At 41.7% G+C, this 14,280-nt stretch carries 10 protein-coding genes; 4 read left to right on the top strand and 6 right to left on the bottom strand.

Annotated features, from left to right (window positions below):
- Positions 1-97: 97 nt before the first annotated feature.
- A complete protein-coding gene (locus JWQ34_RS00250; RefSeq protein ID WP_299352192.1) occupies positions 98-1,546 on the bottom strand; it encodes a circularly permuted type 2 ATP-grasp protein in 1,449 nt (482 codons plus the stop codon).
- Between the two features lie 325 nt (positions 1,547-1,871).
- Positions 1,872-2,768, bottom strand: coding sequence for a PfkB family carbohydrate kinase (locus tag JWQ34_RS00255; protein WP_299352195.1), 897 nt, complete (start codon positions 2,766-2,768; stop codon positions 1,872-1,874).
- A gap of 130 nt (positions 2,769-2,898) precedes the next feature.
- Between JWQ34_RS00255 and JWQ34_RS00260 the strand changes: the two genes are divergently transcribed.
- Positions 2,899-5,133, top strand: a complete 2,235-nt coding sequence (locus tag JWQ34_RS00260) for a glycoside hydrolase family 2 protein (protein WP_299352198.1) — start codon at positions 2,899-2,901, stop codon at positions 5,131-5,133.
- A 54-nt stretch (positions 5,134-5,187) separates the two neighbouring features.
- On the opposite strand, the gene JWQ34_RS00265 is transcribed toward JWQ34_RS00260, so the two are convergent.
- On the bottom strand, positions 5,188-6,414 hold the full coding sequence (locus tag JWQ34_RS00265) for a glycosyl hydrolase family 8 (RefSeq protein WP_299352201.1): 1,227 nt from the start codon (positions 6,412-6,414) through the stop codon (positions 5,188-5,190).
- A 151-nt stretch (positions 6,415-6,565) separates the two neighbouring features.
- Between JWQ34_RS00265 and JWQ34_RS00270 the strand changes: the two genes are divergently transcribed.
- From JWQ34_RS00270 to hisS, 3 genes are all read left to right on the top strand, one after another.
- Complete coding sequence (locus tag JWQ34_RS00270; protein ID WP_299352204.1) at positions 6,566-6,754, top strand: hypothetical protein; 189 nt, start codon at positions 6,566-6,568, stop codon at positions 6,752-6,754.
- A 455-nt stretch (positions 6,755-7,209) separates the two neighbouring features.
- On the top strand, positions 7,210-7,662 hold the full coding sequence (locus tag JWQ34_RS00275) for a DUF1569 domain-containing protein (RefSeq protein ID WP_299352207.1): 453 nt from the start codon (positions 7,210-7,212) through the stop codon (positions 7,660-7,662).
- 735 nt (positions 7,663-8,397) lie between these two features.
- Positions 8,398-9,951: a histidine--tRNA ligase gene (gene hisS, locus JWQ34_RS00280; protein ID WP_299352209.1), complete on the top strand. Its 1,554-nt coding sequence runs from the start codon at positions 8,398-8,400 to the stop codon at positions 9,949-9,951.
- Between the two features lie 111 nt (positions 9,952-10,062).
- On the opposite strand, the gene JWQ34_RS00285 is transcribed toward hisS, so the two are convergent.
- From JWQ34_RS00285 to JWQ34_RS00295, 3 genes are all read right to left on the bottom strand, one after another.
- Positions 10,063-11,262: a DUF1501 domain-containing protein gene (locus JWQ34_RS00285; protein ID WP_299352211.1), complete on the bottom strand. Its 1,200-nt coding sequence runs from the start codon at positions 11,260-11,262 to the stop codon at positions 10,063-10,065.
- Between the two features lie 102 nt (positions 11,263-11,364).
- Positions 11,365-12,753, bottom strand: a complete 1,389-nt coding sequence (locus tag JWQ34_RS00290) for a DUF1800 domain-containing protein (protein ID WP_299352213.1) — start codon at positions 12,751-12,753, stop codon at positions 11,365-11,367.
- A 62-nt stretch (positions 12,754-12,815) separates the two neighbouring features.
- Positions 12,816-14,195, bottom strand: a complete 1,380-nt coding sequence (locus tag JWQ34_RS00295; RefSeq protein WP_299352216.1) for a DUF1800 domain-containing protein — start codon at positions 14,193-14,195, stop codon at positions 12,816-12,818.
- Positions 14,196-14,280 lie beyond the last annotated feature (85 nt).

Here is a 14,280-nt window from a genome sequence, read left to right on the forward strand (position 1 = left end):
CGGATGTTCGATATCGGATTTATTTATGTTATTAATTATTCGGATATTTTCAACCCTTTATTTACTGCTAACTGCTGCTGCCAACTGCTTACTGGATTTACGCCAGGACCCACGTATCTTTACTACCACCACCCTGCGAACTATTAACCACCAGCGAACCTTCTTTTAGCGCTACACGGGTTAAGCCGCCGGGTACTATCTCAATACCATCAGGTCCAAACAGCGCGTAGGGGCGCAAATCTATCCGCCTCGGTTTTAACTCGCCCTGCATATAGCAGGGCGCTGCCGAAAGACTTATGGTTGGCTGCGCGATAAAATTGCGTGGCTCTTTAATGATCTCTTTTTTATAGTCGTCTATCTCTTCTTCGGATGCCGCGTGACCCATCAACATGCCGTAGCCACCGCTGCCGTTGGTGCGTTTAACCACCATATTATTCAGGTTTTTAAATACATGCTCGCGTTCGTCATCATTTCCTAGCTGATAGGTAGGTACGTTCTTTAATATCGGCTCCTCATTTAAATAATAGCGTATCATATCAGGCACATAAGTGTAAACCGCTTTATCATCGGCTACGCCATTGCCTATTGCGTTAACAATCGCTACGTTGCCTTTACGATAAGCGCCCATAATACCTGCCACACCCAGCATACTGCTTGGATTAAACACCAACGGGTCCAGGTACTCATCATCAACCCGGCGATAGATAACATCAACCTGTTGCAGGCCGATGGTAGTTTTCATGTACACCTTATGGTTATTCACCACAAGGTCGCGCCCCTCAACCAGCTCAACACCCATTAAACGGGCCAGTGTGGTATGCTCAAAATAAGCCGAGTTATAAATACCCGGGCTTAACAACACGATATTAGGATTAGCTATTTGTCGTGGCGATAGGGCCAGTAAGTTCTTGTATAATATAGATGGATACTCGGTCACACTGCGCACGCCGCATTGCGGCAACAGATCCGGAAATAAACGTTTGGTGATCTCTCGGTTCTCCAGCATATAGCTTACGCCCGATGGGGTGCGCAGGTTATCTTCCAGCACGTAAAAAGTACCGTCAAAATCACGGATCAGATCAATACCGGATATATGCACATAGATATCATAAGGCACATTCAACATGTGCATTTCGCGCAGGAAGTGGGGGCAGGAGTATATAATATCAATAGGCACTATACCATCCTTAATAATAAATTGGTTGTGGTAAATGTCCTTTAAAAAATGATTAAGCGCAGTTAGCCGTTGTTTAATCCCTTTCTCTACAAAGGCCCATTCGGCAGCGGTAATAATGCGGGGGATAATATCAAACGGGAATATTTTTTCAATCCCTTCGCCGCTATTATATACTGTAAAAGTTATACCCTGGCTCATGAAAAGCCTTTTGGCAAGCTCTTCTTTTTTATTCAGATCGTCTGCTGATTCTCTTGAAATGTACTCAATTACCTTACGGTAATGCTCACGCACGTTGGCATCTGCTCCATACATTTCATCCCAAACGCCATCAATCGGGTTGTATTTATCAAAATAAGCTGATTCCTGCATGAAAATATTAGGTAAAATAAAAATTTGTTAACCGGGTATGTTTATAAAGATGTAATATATAAACTGTTTTTAAATAATTGCAATGTTTTTTGAAAATATTATAATTTTTATTAGTCAATATTGTAAATATTACCACAAATCGCTTAAAAACCAGTCAAGTTTTTATAATACTTTCTCCACATGCTTGCTTTTTGGCTTGCATAAGCTTTTTTAAACAAAATATGATAAATAACAGAAAAATATTTATACATCAAGCACCGCACCACCAGCACCGTGGTGCAGTTCACGGCATTAATATAACAAGTAAGTATATTATTTGATTTACTTAAAAGCGATCAGCCATAAACTTCAATACCTCGTCCTCGGTACCCACAAATGGACCCGGCGACATGGTTTTAAGCCCGGCCATGGCAGCGGCAAATTCGCCGGCTTGATGTATGCCGGCATTTTTAATGCGTTTGTATAAATAACCGGCCATATAAGTATCGCCGCAACCGGTAGCATCTACTACCATTTCGGGATGATAAGCAGGGATCTCATATAAAACTCCATCCGCATAAATTGCAGATCCCTGGCTACCGTTGGTTATTACGGCTTCTTTTACACCTAAATCGCTTAAAAACTTTACGCCTTCGACCACTGTTTTATGGCCTGACAATGCTGCCAGTTCGGCAACATCCGCTTTTAAAACATCAATGTATTGCAGGGCCGCTTTTTTATCGGGCCAGTCGGTTAAGTATACTTTTTGCTTTACTACTCTGCGTAAATAGCCTTGAACGTCTAATGCGATACTGCCTTTGGCTGACAGCGTTTTTATAAAATCCGTGTCAAAATCATCGGCTAATAGCGGGCCTAAGTGAAACACCTTTGCCTCAACATCCAACAACTGCTCCATCGTAAACGAGTCGGCAATTTGCAGTACGTTCTGGGTGCGTTCGTCCTGGTTTTCGGCGTAAATATTTTCAAAAATTACGGTATGTGTGCTGGGTTGCACTTTAACTTTAATGCCTTTGTCGCGCAGATAGGTTACATATTCCATCTCGGCAGCGGCAAGGGCAGTTACTAAAAGATAGTTTACATCCAACTTATTTACAGCGCACGAAAAGTACAGCGCCGTACCGCCCGGCATGTGCAAAGTGGTTTTGGTATTAACTATTTTATCAGAGGTGATGTGCCCTACGCAGCAGATATCATACATGGCGGCAAGATAACGATTTTGCATTATTACCAATAGTTTAGAACGGAATTTGCCCGATCGGAAAGTGTAACATATATATTGTATGTTATGTTGTAATTATTTTTTTAATCTAAATTTAGCCTAACCAATTTAACCTCAATAACTTCAAATTAATATGAGAAGAATTTTATCATTAGCGATATGTATCCTAATACCCTCGCTTATGTTTGCGCAGCAATGGCAACCTAAAAAGGCGGCCTTGATGAGCAAATTTGCCAAGGATGTAAACCCTAACAGTGTATTGCCTGAATATCCGCGCCCGCAGCTAACGCGTGTTAAATGGATGAACCTAAACGGACTATGGCAATACCAACCCGGAGCTGCTGCCGATGCTTTGCCGACAGGTAATTTGGCTTCAAACATATTGGTGCCGTTCCCGGTGGAATCTGCCTTATCGGGTGTTATGGAGCATCATGACCGTTTATGGTATCGCCGCACGTTTACCGTACCCGCAACTTGGAAAGGCGAGAATATCCTACTGCACTTTGGCGCGGTTGATTATGAAAGCGAAGTGTTTGTAAACGGCAAAAACATGGGTGTACACTCAGGCGGGTATGATCCTTTTACGTATGATATAACATCGGCCATTAAAGCATCAGGTCCGCAAGAAATTACAGTACGGGTATTTGATCCAACCGACAATGGCGGCCAACCCCGCGGTAAACAAACGTTAAGGCCGGGCGGTATCATGTACCAATCTGTAACCGGGATCTGGCAAACAGTATGGTTAGAGCCGGTACCTGTAACCAACATCAGCGATATTAAAATAGTGCCTGATATTGATAAGGGTGTAGTAAGGCTAACTGTTAGCAGCCAAAGCGAAGGCTCAACTGTAAGCATTACCGTAAAAGACGGTGCTAAGGTGGTTAGAACCATGACCGGGAAAACTAATACCGAGCTAAGTGTACCCGTAGCAAACGCCAAACTATGGTCGCCGGATAGCCCATTCTTATATGACCTGAATATAGCCTTAGTAAAAGGTTCAACTAAGGTTGATGCTGTTTCCAGTTATTTTGGGATGCGTAAAATATCTGTCGAAAATGATGGCGGGTATAAAAAACTATACCTGAACAATAAATTTCAATTTATGGTTGGCCCGTTAGACCAGGGTTTTTGGCCGGATGGTGGCTATACGGCACCGACAGACGCAGCTTTAAAATACGATCTGCAAAAAACCAAAGATTTTGGCTTTAACATGGTGCGTAAGCACATTAAAGTTGAGCCCTACCGCTGGTATTATTGGGCCGATAAATTAGGGTTGATGATTTGGCAGGATATGCCATCGCCAAACTCATATACCGGTCGTGCTTTCCCGCCGCCACCGGTTGATACCATGGAGTTCCGCAAGGAACTGACCAGGTTGGTACAAACGCATTGGAACTCACCTTGTATCATCACCTGGGTTACTTTTAACGAAGGCCAGGCGCAGGGTGCGCAAAACACACCATCGCTGGTTAGGATGGTGAAAGAACTCGACCCATCGCGTTTAGTTAATCAGGCCAGTGGTGGCAGTTGGTTCAATGCAGGCGATTATTTAGACGTACATAGTTATCCCGATCCGGACGCTTTGCCAACCACTACACAAGTTGTAGCCAATGGTGAGTATGGTGGCATCGGTTACATTATACCGGGCCATACATGGTCACAACGTCCAACCTATATTATGATAGATAAGTTGAAAGATTATACCGATCTGTACAATTCTTACTCGCGCGACCTGGCTTACCTAAAAACCAACAGGGGTTTAAGCGCCGCAGTTTACACCGAAACGACAGATGTAGAATCTGAACTGAACGGCTTGCTTACCTATGACCGCGAGGTTGTTAAAGCGCCCGAGGCTACCATCAAAGCATCAAACGACCTGGCTATTAAAGGCAGCGTGACTTTAACAACTGTATTGCCAACATCGCAAAACTGGAAATATACTTTTGAAAAGCCCGACACGGCATGGCTTACCCCGGCGTTTAACGATGCCGCGTGGCAATCGGCTCCCGGTGGTTTTGCATCGCGTGTGCCAACTAATGTGCGCCCTAACAATACGCCAACAGGCGTTAAATCTGTTTGGGCCACCAATGATATATGGCTGCGCCAGGAGTTTACCGCAAGCAATGTTACGGATGTTAAAAACATGGTGCTTAACATCCGTCACCAGGACGACTGCGATGTGTATATCAATGGTGTAAAAGCCGCTCATATTGCCGGCCACTCACGTAATTATACAATTGAAGATATTAACGATGCCGGTAAAAAAGCTTTTATACCAAATGGCAAAAACGTAATTGCCATGCATTGTCATGCTAACCGTATGGGATATATTGATGCAGGTATATCGGTGATCAGTATTAAATAGATCAACACCTATCATTAAAGCGGTTATTGTTCCTGACGGGATAATAGCCGCTTTTTATTGCCAGTAATTGCCGGATAGTATGATCATGTTCAGCAGTTTGATACTGTTATCATAATAGTCATAATCCTTTAGCTTAAAGCCAATCAAATAATCCCAAACGCGATTTAGCCATACCTGGTTCTTACCATCAACCATTGCCGAAACGGCAAACGGCGCTACAAAACTCAAGGCCTCGAAATATCGCCCTTTAATATCGTTGCCCGCTAAGGTATAACCGGCAGAAATGTTGTAGGTGTTATTATTAGTAGTCTCTCGTATCCATGAGTTTATTTTGACAACGATATTTTTTGAACGTTTATCGCCGGTCATTAAATAGTCTATAGCTATGCGCCAGGGCACACGGCAGGCGTTGTAATTATATTGACCGTCATACTTATCTTCCAAAAAATATGGGTTGGCGGGTTTGGGGTTTTTATTTAGGTTGATGATAAAATCGGGCAGCAGCCCTGCATCCGGACTGTAATTGGTTTGCATACTATCAAATAACCGATAGCATGCATTAACAACCTTCCCCCATCTCCCATCTTTAACAACTTGTTGAAATGCTTTAAAATGAGCCGGCATAAAATCAGATGATCGCATGGCAAAATAATCTTTGCTTTCTTCTTCCACGCCATCACTTAACAAAACCGACCACGTTTTATGATTGATCTCGTATTGCATAATGGCATTGATCATGGCTTTAGCTTCCTGTACATAATTAATTGCGCCATTATTACCCCATTGTTTGGCTGCCAGTAGCAGGGAATAAGCAATATCCATATCACCATCCGTAGCGGATGTTTTATCCAGATCAGCCCCGTTGGTTTTTTGCGCCCAAGCCATTAGGTATTTACTGCGATGGCTGGGGTGGGCCCGGTAATAGCGGAATAAATTATCGTAGGTAGTTTTAGCATTTGCATCATGCCCGGCCATTAACGCGGTTATTATCATCCCATAACCTTGCCCCTCTGATACGCATTGCTTGCCGCCCTTGCCCTCAAACCAAACATAGCATTGGGGTTTTCCGGGTACGTTTTTTATAAAGCGGGTTTTCCATTGTGCGTAAAAGCCTCGTACGGTATTATCCAGTTGTGCCTGGGTGATGTGATTTGGCTTGATAATCCCCGCAAAATAACGGGCATACTGCGGAAACGGCTTGACTGTTTGTTGGGCTGATACCGCTAACGGGCAGCAAATTAGCAATATAAATAATAGAATAAATTGATACCTGCGCCGCATTTTTAAAAGTACAAACTTAATTTATAGTGGGGCATAATTTCCCACTTATTACAGCTTAAATCAACAGTGCTATCCATACAGCCCTCGGTTTTTGAACTTAATTTACCATTGGTGCTGTATTTGTTTAAGCTATTACATTAACTGATGAAGCATGAAAAGGAAACTATCTTTCTCTATAGCATGGGCCATATTTATAATAGTTGCCATAACACTAGTTGTATTAAATTTTATGGGTGATGACCAGGCCAGGAACCTGTTTGCAGGTATTGTATTGGCCGTATGCGCGGTTTTATTTGTAGGTGCCGTATTGTTGCATGGCCTTACAGATAGAATTGGTTAAAACCAAATTGTAACATATCCGTTACAATTGGGCCCTTAATTGGGAACACAATTCCACATATTACCCCCCATTAGCTGACTATCCACTATAAATTGCATTGGCGTAGCGTTTGTATTAGTTAGAACACTTAATATAATACAGAATAGTACAGACATGGAAATAAAATATTCAACCATCACCACCATAATTACAGTTTGCTTAGTAATATTAACATTGGGTGTAATAACCACAATGAATAATAACACAAGCCGAAATCTTTACGAAGGCTTAATACTGTTGGCATGTTTAGCCCTATTTACAGTTACGGTTATTAGGTTCGGATCTGTAGACAGAGCATAAGTATTTTAATACCCCTATATGTGAGGGCTTGAGGGTGTTTATTCTCAGGCCTTTTTTGTTGTTATAGTTTTGATTGCTTGGGTTATATTCCCCATCTTTATACAAACCCAATCATAATGAAAAGTGTATTTAACCCCGCTGATGTTACCGAACTAACCACCCGAATAAACAAACTAACAGCAGATACCAAACCCCAATGGGGAAAAATGAACGTGGCACAAATGCTGGCCCATTGCAACGTAAGCTATGAAATGGCCTATACCGATAAGCACCCTAAACCTAACCCTTTTATGAAATTTATTTTAAAGGCATTGGTGAAGAAAAAAGTAGTTGGCCCTGATCCCTATAAACACAATAATCCTACTGCTCCAGCTTTTTTAATTAAGGATGACCGCGATTTCGAAGCGGAAAAAGAGCGGCTAATAGCTCACATTAATCAAACACTTGATCTTGGCGAGGCACATTTTGATAAAAAAGAATCGCATTCGTTTGGTGTATTAACTAAAGGCGAGTGGGACACCATGTTTTATAAACACCTGGATCATCACTTGGGACAGTTTGGGGTATAAAAGGGTTTTCTTAAAATCCTGTATCCGCGTTTACCAGGTCCTCATCTGTCAGGCCATCAATGGTAACATGCTGGGTGCGGCCGGCGATAGACTTTATACGGCCCACTTTATCAAAGCTTTCATAATGATCATAATATTTAATAACAATATTACCTATAGATTTTAGCTTTCCGTTAAAGGCCTGTTACTTTTTCCTTAGATGAAAAAGCAACAAAAAACTAAGCGTAGCGACCTCATGAACACCTATAAAACAAACAATAGGTGAATAAATCAAGTCAGACGAGAGGCTTCTTTTCGCTCGAGGCCTTTGCACGGCAAAGCAGGTAAAACCACGGGCGGCATAATTTTGCTCCAACTCGCACAGGCCATTGTCCGGGCAAAAAGACGCTACGCCCTTCCAACCGCACAGCCCAACAAGTTTAACCTGCTTTCACCCGAAGCTTTTTGTCTGACACTTCGTATATAACCTGCATTTAGTTATTTAATGAGAGTAAAAAAGAGCGTTGGCCCGTCAGCCCACGCGGCCGGAAGTATGGCCTGCGCGATGGCAGCGATTGGGCTGACTTGATTTTTTGGTTCCTTTTGTATCAAGACAAAAGGAACAGCCCTAGCGGCAATTGAGCGCTACCAAGCGATAGGTAGCGAATTACAAATAACAGCCATGAGCGTCACCAAGCTGCTAATAACGCACATCTTATAAAGAGAGCTTAACACTCTTTTTTGTACATTTGCCACATGGCCGCTATAAAACCATCCGTACCTAAAGGAACCCGCGACTTTTCGCCTGCCGAAATGGTAAAACGCAATTTTATTTTTGATACCATTAAAGGCGTTTTCCGCAAGTTTGGTTATCAGCAAATAGAAACTCCGTCAATGGAGAACCTGTCTACCTTAACCGGTAAGTATGGTGATGAGGGAGATAAATTGATGTTTAAGATACTTAACAATGGCGACCTTATAAATTCAAAATTATATAATGGTCTTGGCGAATTATTTAATGTATTAGTTCCGAAGGGGTTGAAGCCATCTATAGACGAAGTAAAAGAGAATGAACCTTGGCACAAGGGCAAAGACACAAAAGTAGTTTGGGAGGTTCCTGATGCTCATTCTCTTAATGAAGCATTTCAAAGAGTATCTGAATCAGAGAGTGAACGAGAATTGTATAAAAAATCGAATCAAGATTTAATCAGTGCTGTTTCAGAAAAAGCCCTACGCTACGACCTCACCGTTCCTTTTGCCCGTTACGTAGTGCAACACCAAAACGAAATTACTTTTCCTTTTAAACGTTTCCAGGTGCAGCCGGTTTGGCGTGCAGATAGACCACAAAGGGGCCGCTATCGCGAATTTTTTCAGTGCGATGCTGATGTGGTGGGCTCTGATTCTTTATTAAATGAGGCCGAATTTATATTGATCTATGACGAAGCTTTAAGCGCCCTGGGCTTAAAAGATTTTACAGTAAAAATAAATAATAGAAAAATTCTATCAGGCATAGCCGAAGTTATAGGAAAAATCGATAACATAATTGACCTTACTGTAGCCATTGATAAACTGGATAAAATTGGCCTGGATGGTGTTATAAAAGAGTTACTGGAAAGGGGTTTTACTATTGAAGATATTGAGCGGCTTAAACCAGTAATTTTACTGGAAGGCACCAATTCTGTAAAGCTGCAAAGTTTGCGTGCGGCACTTGCCGGATCTGTAATTGGACAAACGGGTTGCGATGAAATAGAAGAAGTACTGAACTACGTAGATAATTTTAAACTGCAAAACGCGGCTATAGAACTTGACATTACCTTGGCCCGCGGACTAAACTATTATACCGGTGCTATCTTCGAAGTTAAAACCAACGAGGTTGCCATAGGCAGCATTGGTGGTGGTGGAAGATATGATGACCTGACGGGCATGTTCGGTTTAAAAGGATTAACCGGCGCTGGCATATCTTTTGGTGCCGACCGTATTTATGATGTAATGGAAGAGCTAAACCTTTTCCCGGCTGATGCTAACCAAAGCACACAAGTTTTAATATGTTGTTTTGATAAAGATGGCGAGCTATACGGGCTGCCGTTACTACAACAACTACGCGATAACAACATTAACACCGAGTTATACCCCGCAGGCGCCAAGATCAAAAAACAGCTGGATTATGCCAACAATAAAAACATCCCTTACACGGTAGTTATCGGCAGTGACGAAATGCAAAGCGGCTTACTTACTTTTAAAGACATGGCATCAGGCTTGCAGGAGAAGTTAACGGTGAAAGAGATTGTGGTGAAATTGACAAGTTTGTAATTCTCCACGCGAACGAGGAACGAGTGTGGCAATCTCTACACTCACAAATTCGCAATCTGTCGTGTAGAGATTGCCCCGCTATCGCTCGCAGTGACGTGGTGGTAATGGGGTCTATATCAAATCCAGCCCCGCAAAATTCTTATTCAATACCTGTGCGTTGCTTACATCCAGCCATTTATCCAATAGGTTCGCATAAATATCTCTGAAGTCTACCTGGTATTTTAAGTCGCCATTATCCAGTGTGGTTAAATCAGGCGAATCATTGAAAATACCAGCTTTTTTCAACTTACCGCCAAACATAAATACATTGTTTGCTGTACCATGGTCGGTACCGTTGCTGGCGTTTTGCTCAACGCGGCGGCCAAACTCAGAGAAAGTCATCACCAGGGTATCATCCAGTTTACCGGTAGCTTTCAGATCTTTAATAAACGCTGCTACGGCATCGCCATAAATTTTTAACTGACGGCCCTGTTGTCCTTGCTGACCAACGTGTGTATCAAATCCGCTTAGCGATACATAATAAACACGGGTGTCTAAACCAGAGTTAATAAATTTAGATACATTCTTTAACTGGTAACCTAAGCCTGTGTTTGGATAGGTAGCAGTTACATTATAGGTTTTTGATGTTTTCTGTATATAATCAGCTGATGAATAAGTTTCGATCATGGTTTTATACAGGTAACCTAAATTATCCTCGTTCAAATTAGTACTGCTATGATCATGCACCAGGTCCTTAAAGAATGGCTCGCGCGTAGTCTGGAACAGTTTGTTAGGGTCCTGTACAGCAATTCCTTTCATCTTAGCACCTTTCATGGCTAATGATAATGTATCATCAACCTCTATAGCCGTATATGGGTTTTGACAAGTCTGGCAGTTGGAATCCAGGTAACGGCCAATCCAGCCGGTGCTTAAAAACTGGTTCGCATCACTACCTGTTTGCCAGATATCCATCGACCGGAAATGCGACCTATCCGGATTTGGATAACCTACTGAGTTAATGATATTCATCCATCCCTGGTCGTAAATTTCTTTCAGGGCCGATAAGTTAGGATTAAGCCCCTGCATATCGTTAAGCGTTACTATATCGGGCTTGTTAATAGCTATGGTTTTACGCTTTTGATAATAAATATCGTTACCGTAAGGGATGACGGTATTTAAACCATCATTACCGCCCGAAAGCTGTATAATAACCAGGTTTTTATGCCCGGTTAAATCGCCTTTTGCCATTGCTTCCAACGGCTTTAAAAATGCAGGCACCATAAAGGCTCCTGATATTAATGCGGTGTTTTTTAAAAAATCTCTGCGTTCCATAACTTTTTAATTATTGAATTAGTGATTGAGTGAATATCACTCTTTTACTATTTCTACTCAAATTTTCATTGTCCATTTAATATTCACTCAATCACTCATTGATCAGCAAAGCTGATACTCTGGCGTTGATGCTATTTGTATTACTATTGTTTTTAAATCGCCGGGGCGGTTAACTTCGTCAATTACTGTTTTATTCAGATCCGGTTCCAGCATAAACCGGGCTATTTCTTCGTGTGTGGTTTTGGCGGGGATATCATGTAAAAACTTATCCCAGTTGACCGTAGCCTGTACACGTTTTATTACGTTTAATTGCTGCTTACGTTGCGATGCCAGGTAAGCCTCATCTTCGGGCGTGGCTTTACCTGTAAAATCAATTACCCCGGCATTTAATATGGTTGATGGCATTTTCATCCGGTACATTAACGATGAACTATCTATCCAGGTTTTGCCCCCGGGCCACCCAGCCACATTGGGTGGACGAAACAATACCTGCCCCAGCGTGCGCTGAAACTGCATCAGCACATCAGGATTTTGATAGGTGATATAAAACTGGCGGTTCAGTCCTACTAAAAACTCAACCGGCGATTTTACCAGGTTGCCGATATTCTTTTCATCATAAAACCAATCAGACAGAAATACAAATTTCAGCAAGGGTGTTATCTCGTAGTTTTCTTTGTAAAAGACATCGGCCATCTGGCCAATATGTATATCATCGGGCACCTCGTTAACCAAATACTTGTATAGCTTGGTGCAGATAAATATAGCTGTTTGCTTATTAGCTGTTATAATACTTATGATATCCTCGCCGCAAAAATTAGCGGTTTGGCCCAAAAATGTTTTGGTGCTGCTATCATGCGCATAATTATTGAATTTATAGGTGCCGTCTTTGCCGTTATAGGCCCAGCCTGTAAATGACCGTGCCGACTCTTTTACATCCTGCTCGGTATAATTTCCGCGGCCCAATGTAAAAAGCTCCATCAGCTCACGCGAAAAGTTTTCGTTGGGGTGGTTTTTTTGATTTTGCTGATTATTTAAAAACTGGAGCATCGCCGGCGTTTGCGATACCTGCATCAGCATAGTTTTAAAATTACCCAGCGCATGGGTGCGTTCTATATTATTTAATTCCTGCTGGTAATAAGAGTTGCCTACGTTACAGGCAAAATGATTATGCCAAAACAAGGTCATCTTTTCTCGTAACTGTGCATCGGTATTACTTAACTGTTTTACCCAGGCATCATTCAATGCTTTTTCTTGCTGATTTCGATCTTGATTAAGCTGTCTTTTTTCGTCCTCGGTAAGGGCATTATAAGGTCTTTGCCTTATATCAATATTTTCTTTAACAGCAGTTAAAAGCTCTATTTTTTCGGATGCCTTTAAAAGCTTTCTTACACTTTTCCGTATCGACCAGTTTTGCTTGTCGTGCAGATCCTCAAACCTGATACCAAAGCCGGCCCTGGCGTATAAATGCTTAATCTGTTTCGAGTTACTCATTACGTTTTAATTATTGAATTACAGAATTAATGATTTATTGATTTCAATTCTATAATTCATACCTAACCTAACTGATACTCCGGCGATGATACCAATTCAATAACCAACGCCTTGGTATCCTTTGATTGATTAACGCTATTCATCAAAGCGCTACTCAATTTAGGTTCTAACATAAACTGCGCTATACTTGTTTTATTCATGTCCTTGGGTATAGCGCTTAAAAACTTGTTCCAATCAGGTTGTGCCTGTACCCTTGTATTTACAAACGGTTGTTGTACACGCATAGTAGCTAAAAAGGCTTCATCTTCCGGGTCGGCTTTGCCGGTAAAATCAATAACACCACCGTTTAATATGGTTGATGGTATTTTAATGCGATACATTAATGATGAGCTATCTATCCAGTTACGCCCACCCGGCCAGCCTGCTACATTTGGCGGATAAAATAACACCTGCCCTAACACTTTTTGAAACTGCAACATTACCTCTGGCCGTTGATAGTTAATGGTAAACTGCCTGTTTAAGCCCACTATCAATTCAATGGGCGATTTTACCAGGTTGCCCGTATTTTTATCATCATAAAACCAATCGGCAGTAAAGACATATTCCAGGAGTGGTTTTATTTCATAGTTAGACTTGTAAAACACATCGGCCATAGCTTCTACATGTGCCTGATCGGGTGTTTCGTTAACTAAATATTTATAAAGTTTCGTACTAAGGAAACGAGCGGTTTGTTTATTGTCAAATATGATATCAATAATATCTTCACCCTTAAAATTCCCGGTTTTGCCCAGGAAGGTTTTGCTCTCATTATCATGCACAAACGGGCGGAATCTAAATTCGCCGGTACCATCATATCCCCAGCCGGTAAACGCGCGTGCAGATTCTTTAACATCCTGCTCGGTATAGTTACCCCGGCCAATGGTAAAAAGCTCCATCAGTTCGCGCGCGAAATTTTCGTTAGGATGACCCTTTAAGTTTTGCTGATTATTTAAAAACTGCAACATAGCCGGCGATTTGGCTATCTCCAGCGTCATGACCTTAAAATTACCCAGAGCATTACTACGCTGTATATTGGCTACTTGTTGCGCGTATGTACCTTGTTTAGTACGACAGGCAAAATGGTTGTTCCAAAACAGGGCCATTTTTTCGCGCAACTGGCCTTTTGTGGTGCTCATATAATTTATCCACCCCAGGTTAAGGTCTTTTTCCTGCTGGCGTTGTTGCTGCTGAAACATTTTTCGACTTGCCTGATCGCCTTTTACAACCATGGCATAATCTACATTGCCCTTAACAATATTTAGCGGCTCATAATCTGCAGATGCTTTAAAAAGTTCCTTAACAGTTTGTTTAATGCTTTGGTTCTCGGCATCCTTAAAATCATCAAAGCCCAAGCCGAAGCCCGCGCGCGATGTTAAATGCTTGATTTGCTTAATATTGGCCATGTTTTAAGGGGGTTTAAAACAGTATGAGTGCTAATTTAACAAATAGTTTAATTGTAATAACAAATTAATGTATATGACATAAATT

Origin of the sequence: Mucilaginibacter sp., from assembly GCF_028288185.1 — a bacterium.
Classification (GTDB): Bacteria; Bacteroidota; Bacteroidia; order Sphingobacteriales; family Sphingobacteriaceae; genus Mucilaginibacter.

Excerpts from the sequence above, each read along its gene's own strand:
- JWQ34_RS00250 (WP_299352192.1), bottom strand. The coding sequence starts at position 1,546 with ATGCAGGAATCAGCTTATTTTGATAAATACAACCCGATTGATGGCGTT.
- JWQ34_RS00255 (WP_299352195.1), bottom strand. The coding sequence starts at position 2,768 with ATGCAAAATCGTTATCTTGCCGCCATGTATGATATCTGCTGCGTAGGG.
- JWQ34_RS00260 (WP_299352198.1), top strand. The coding sequence starts at position 2,899 with ATGAGAAGAATTTTATCATTAGCGATATGTATCCTAATACCCTCGCTT.
- JWQ34_RS00265 (WP_299352201.1), bottom strand. The coding sequence starts at position 6,414 with ATGCGGCGCAGGTATCAATTTATTCTATTATTTATATTGCTAATTTGC.
- JWQ34_RS00270 (WP_299352204.1), top strand. The coding sequence starts at position 6,566 with ATGAAAAGGAAACTATCTTTCTCTATAGCATGGGCCATATTTATAATA.
- JWQ34_RS00275 (WP_299352207.1), top strand. The coding sequence starts at position 7,210 with ATGAAAAGTGTATTTAACCCCGCTGATGTTACCGAACTAACCACCCGA.
- hisS (WP_299352209.1), top strand. The coding sequence starts at position 8,398 with ATGGCCGCTATAAAACCATCCGTACCTAAAGGAACCCGCGACTTTTCG.
- JWQ34_RS00285 (WP_299352211.1), bottom strand. The coding sequence starts at position 11,262 with ATGGAACGCAGAGATTTTTTAAAAAACACCGCATTAATATCAGGAGCC.
- JWQ34_RS00290 (WP_299352213.1), bottom strand. The coding sequence starts at position 12,753 with ATGAGTAACTCGAAACAGATTAAGCATTTATACGCCAGGGCCGGCTTT.
- JWQ34_RS00295 (WP_299352216.1), bottom strand. The coding sequence starts at position 14,195 with ATGGCCAATATTAAGCAAATCAAGCATTTAACATCGCGCGCGGGCTTC.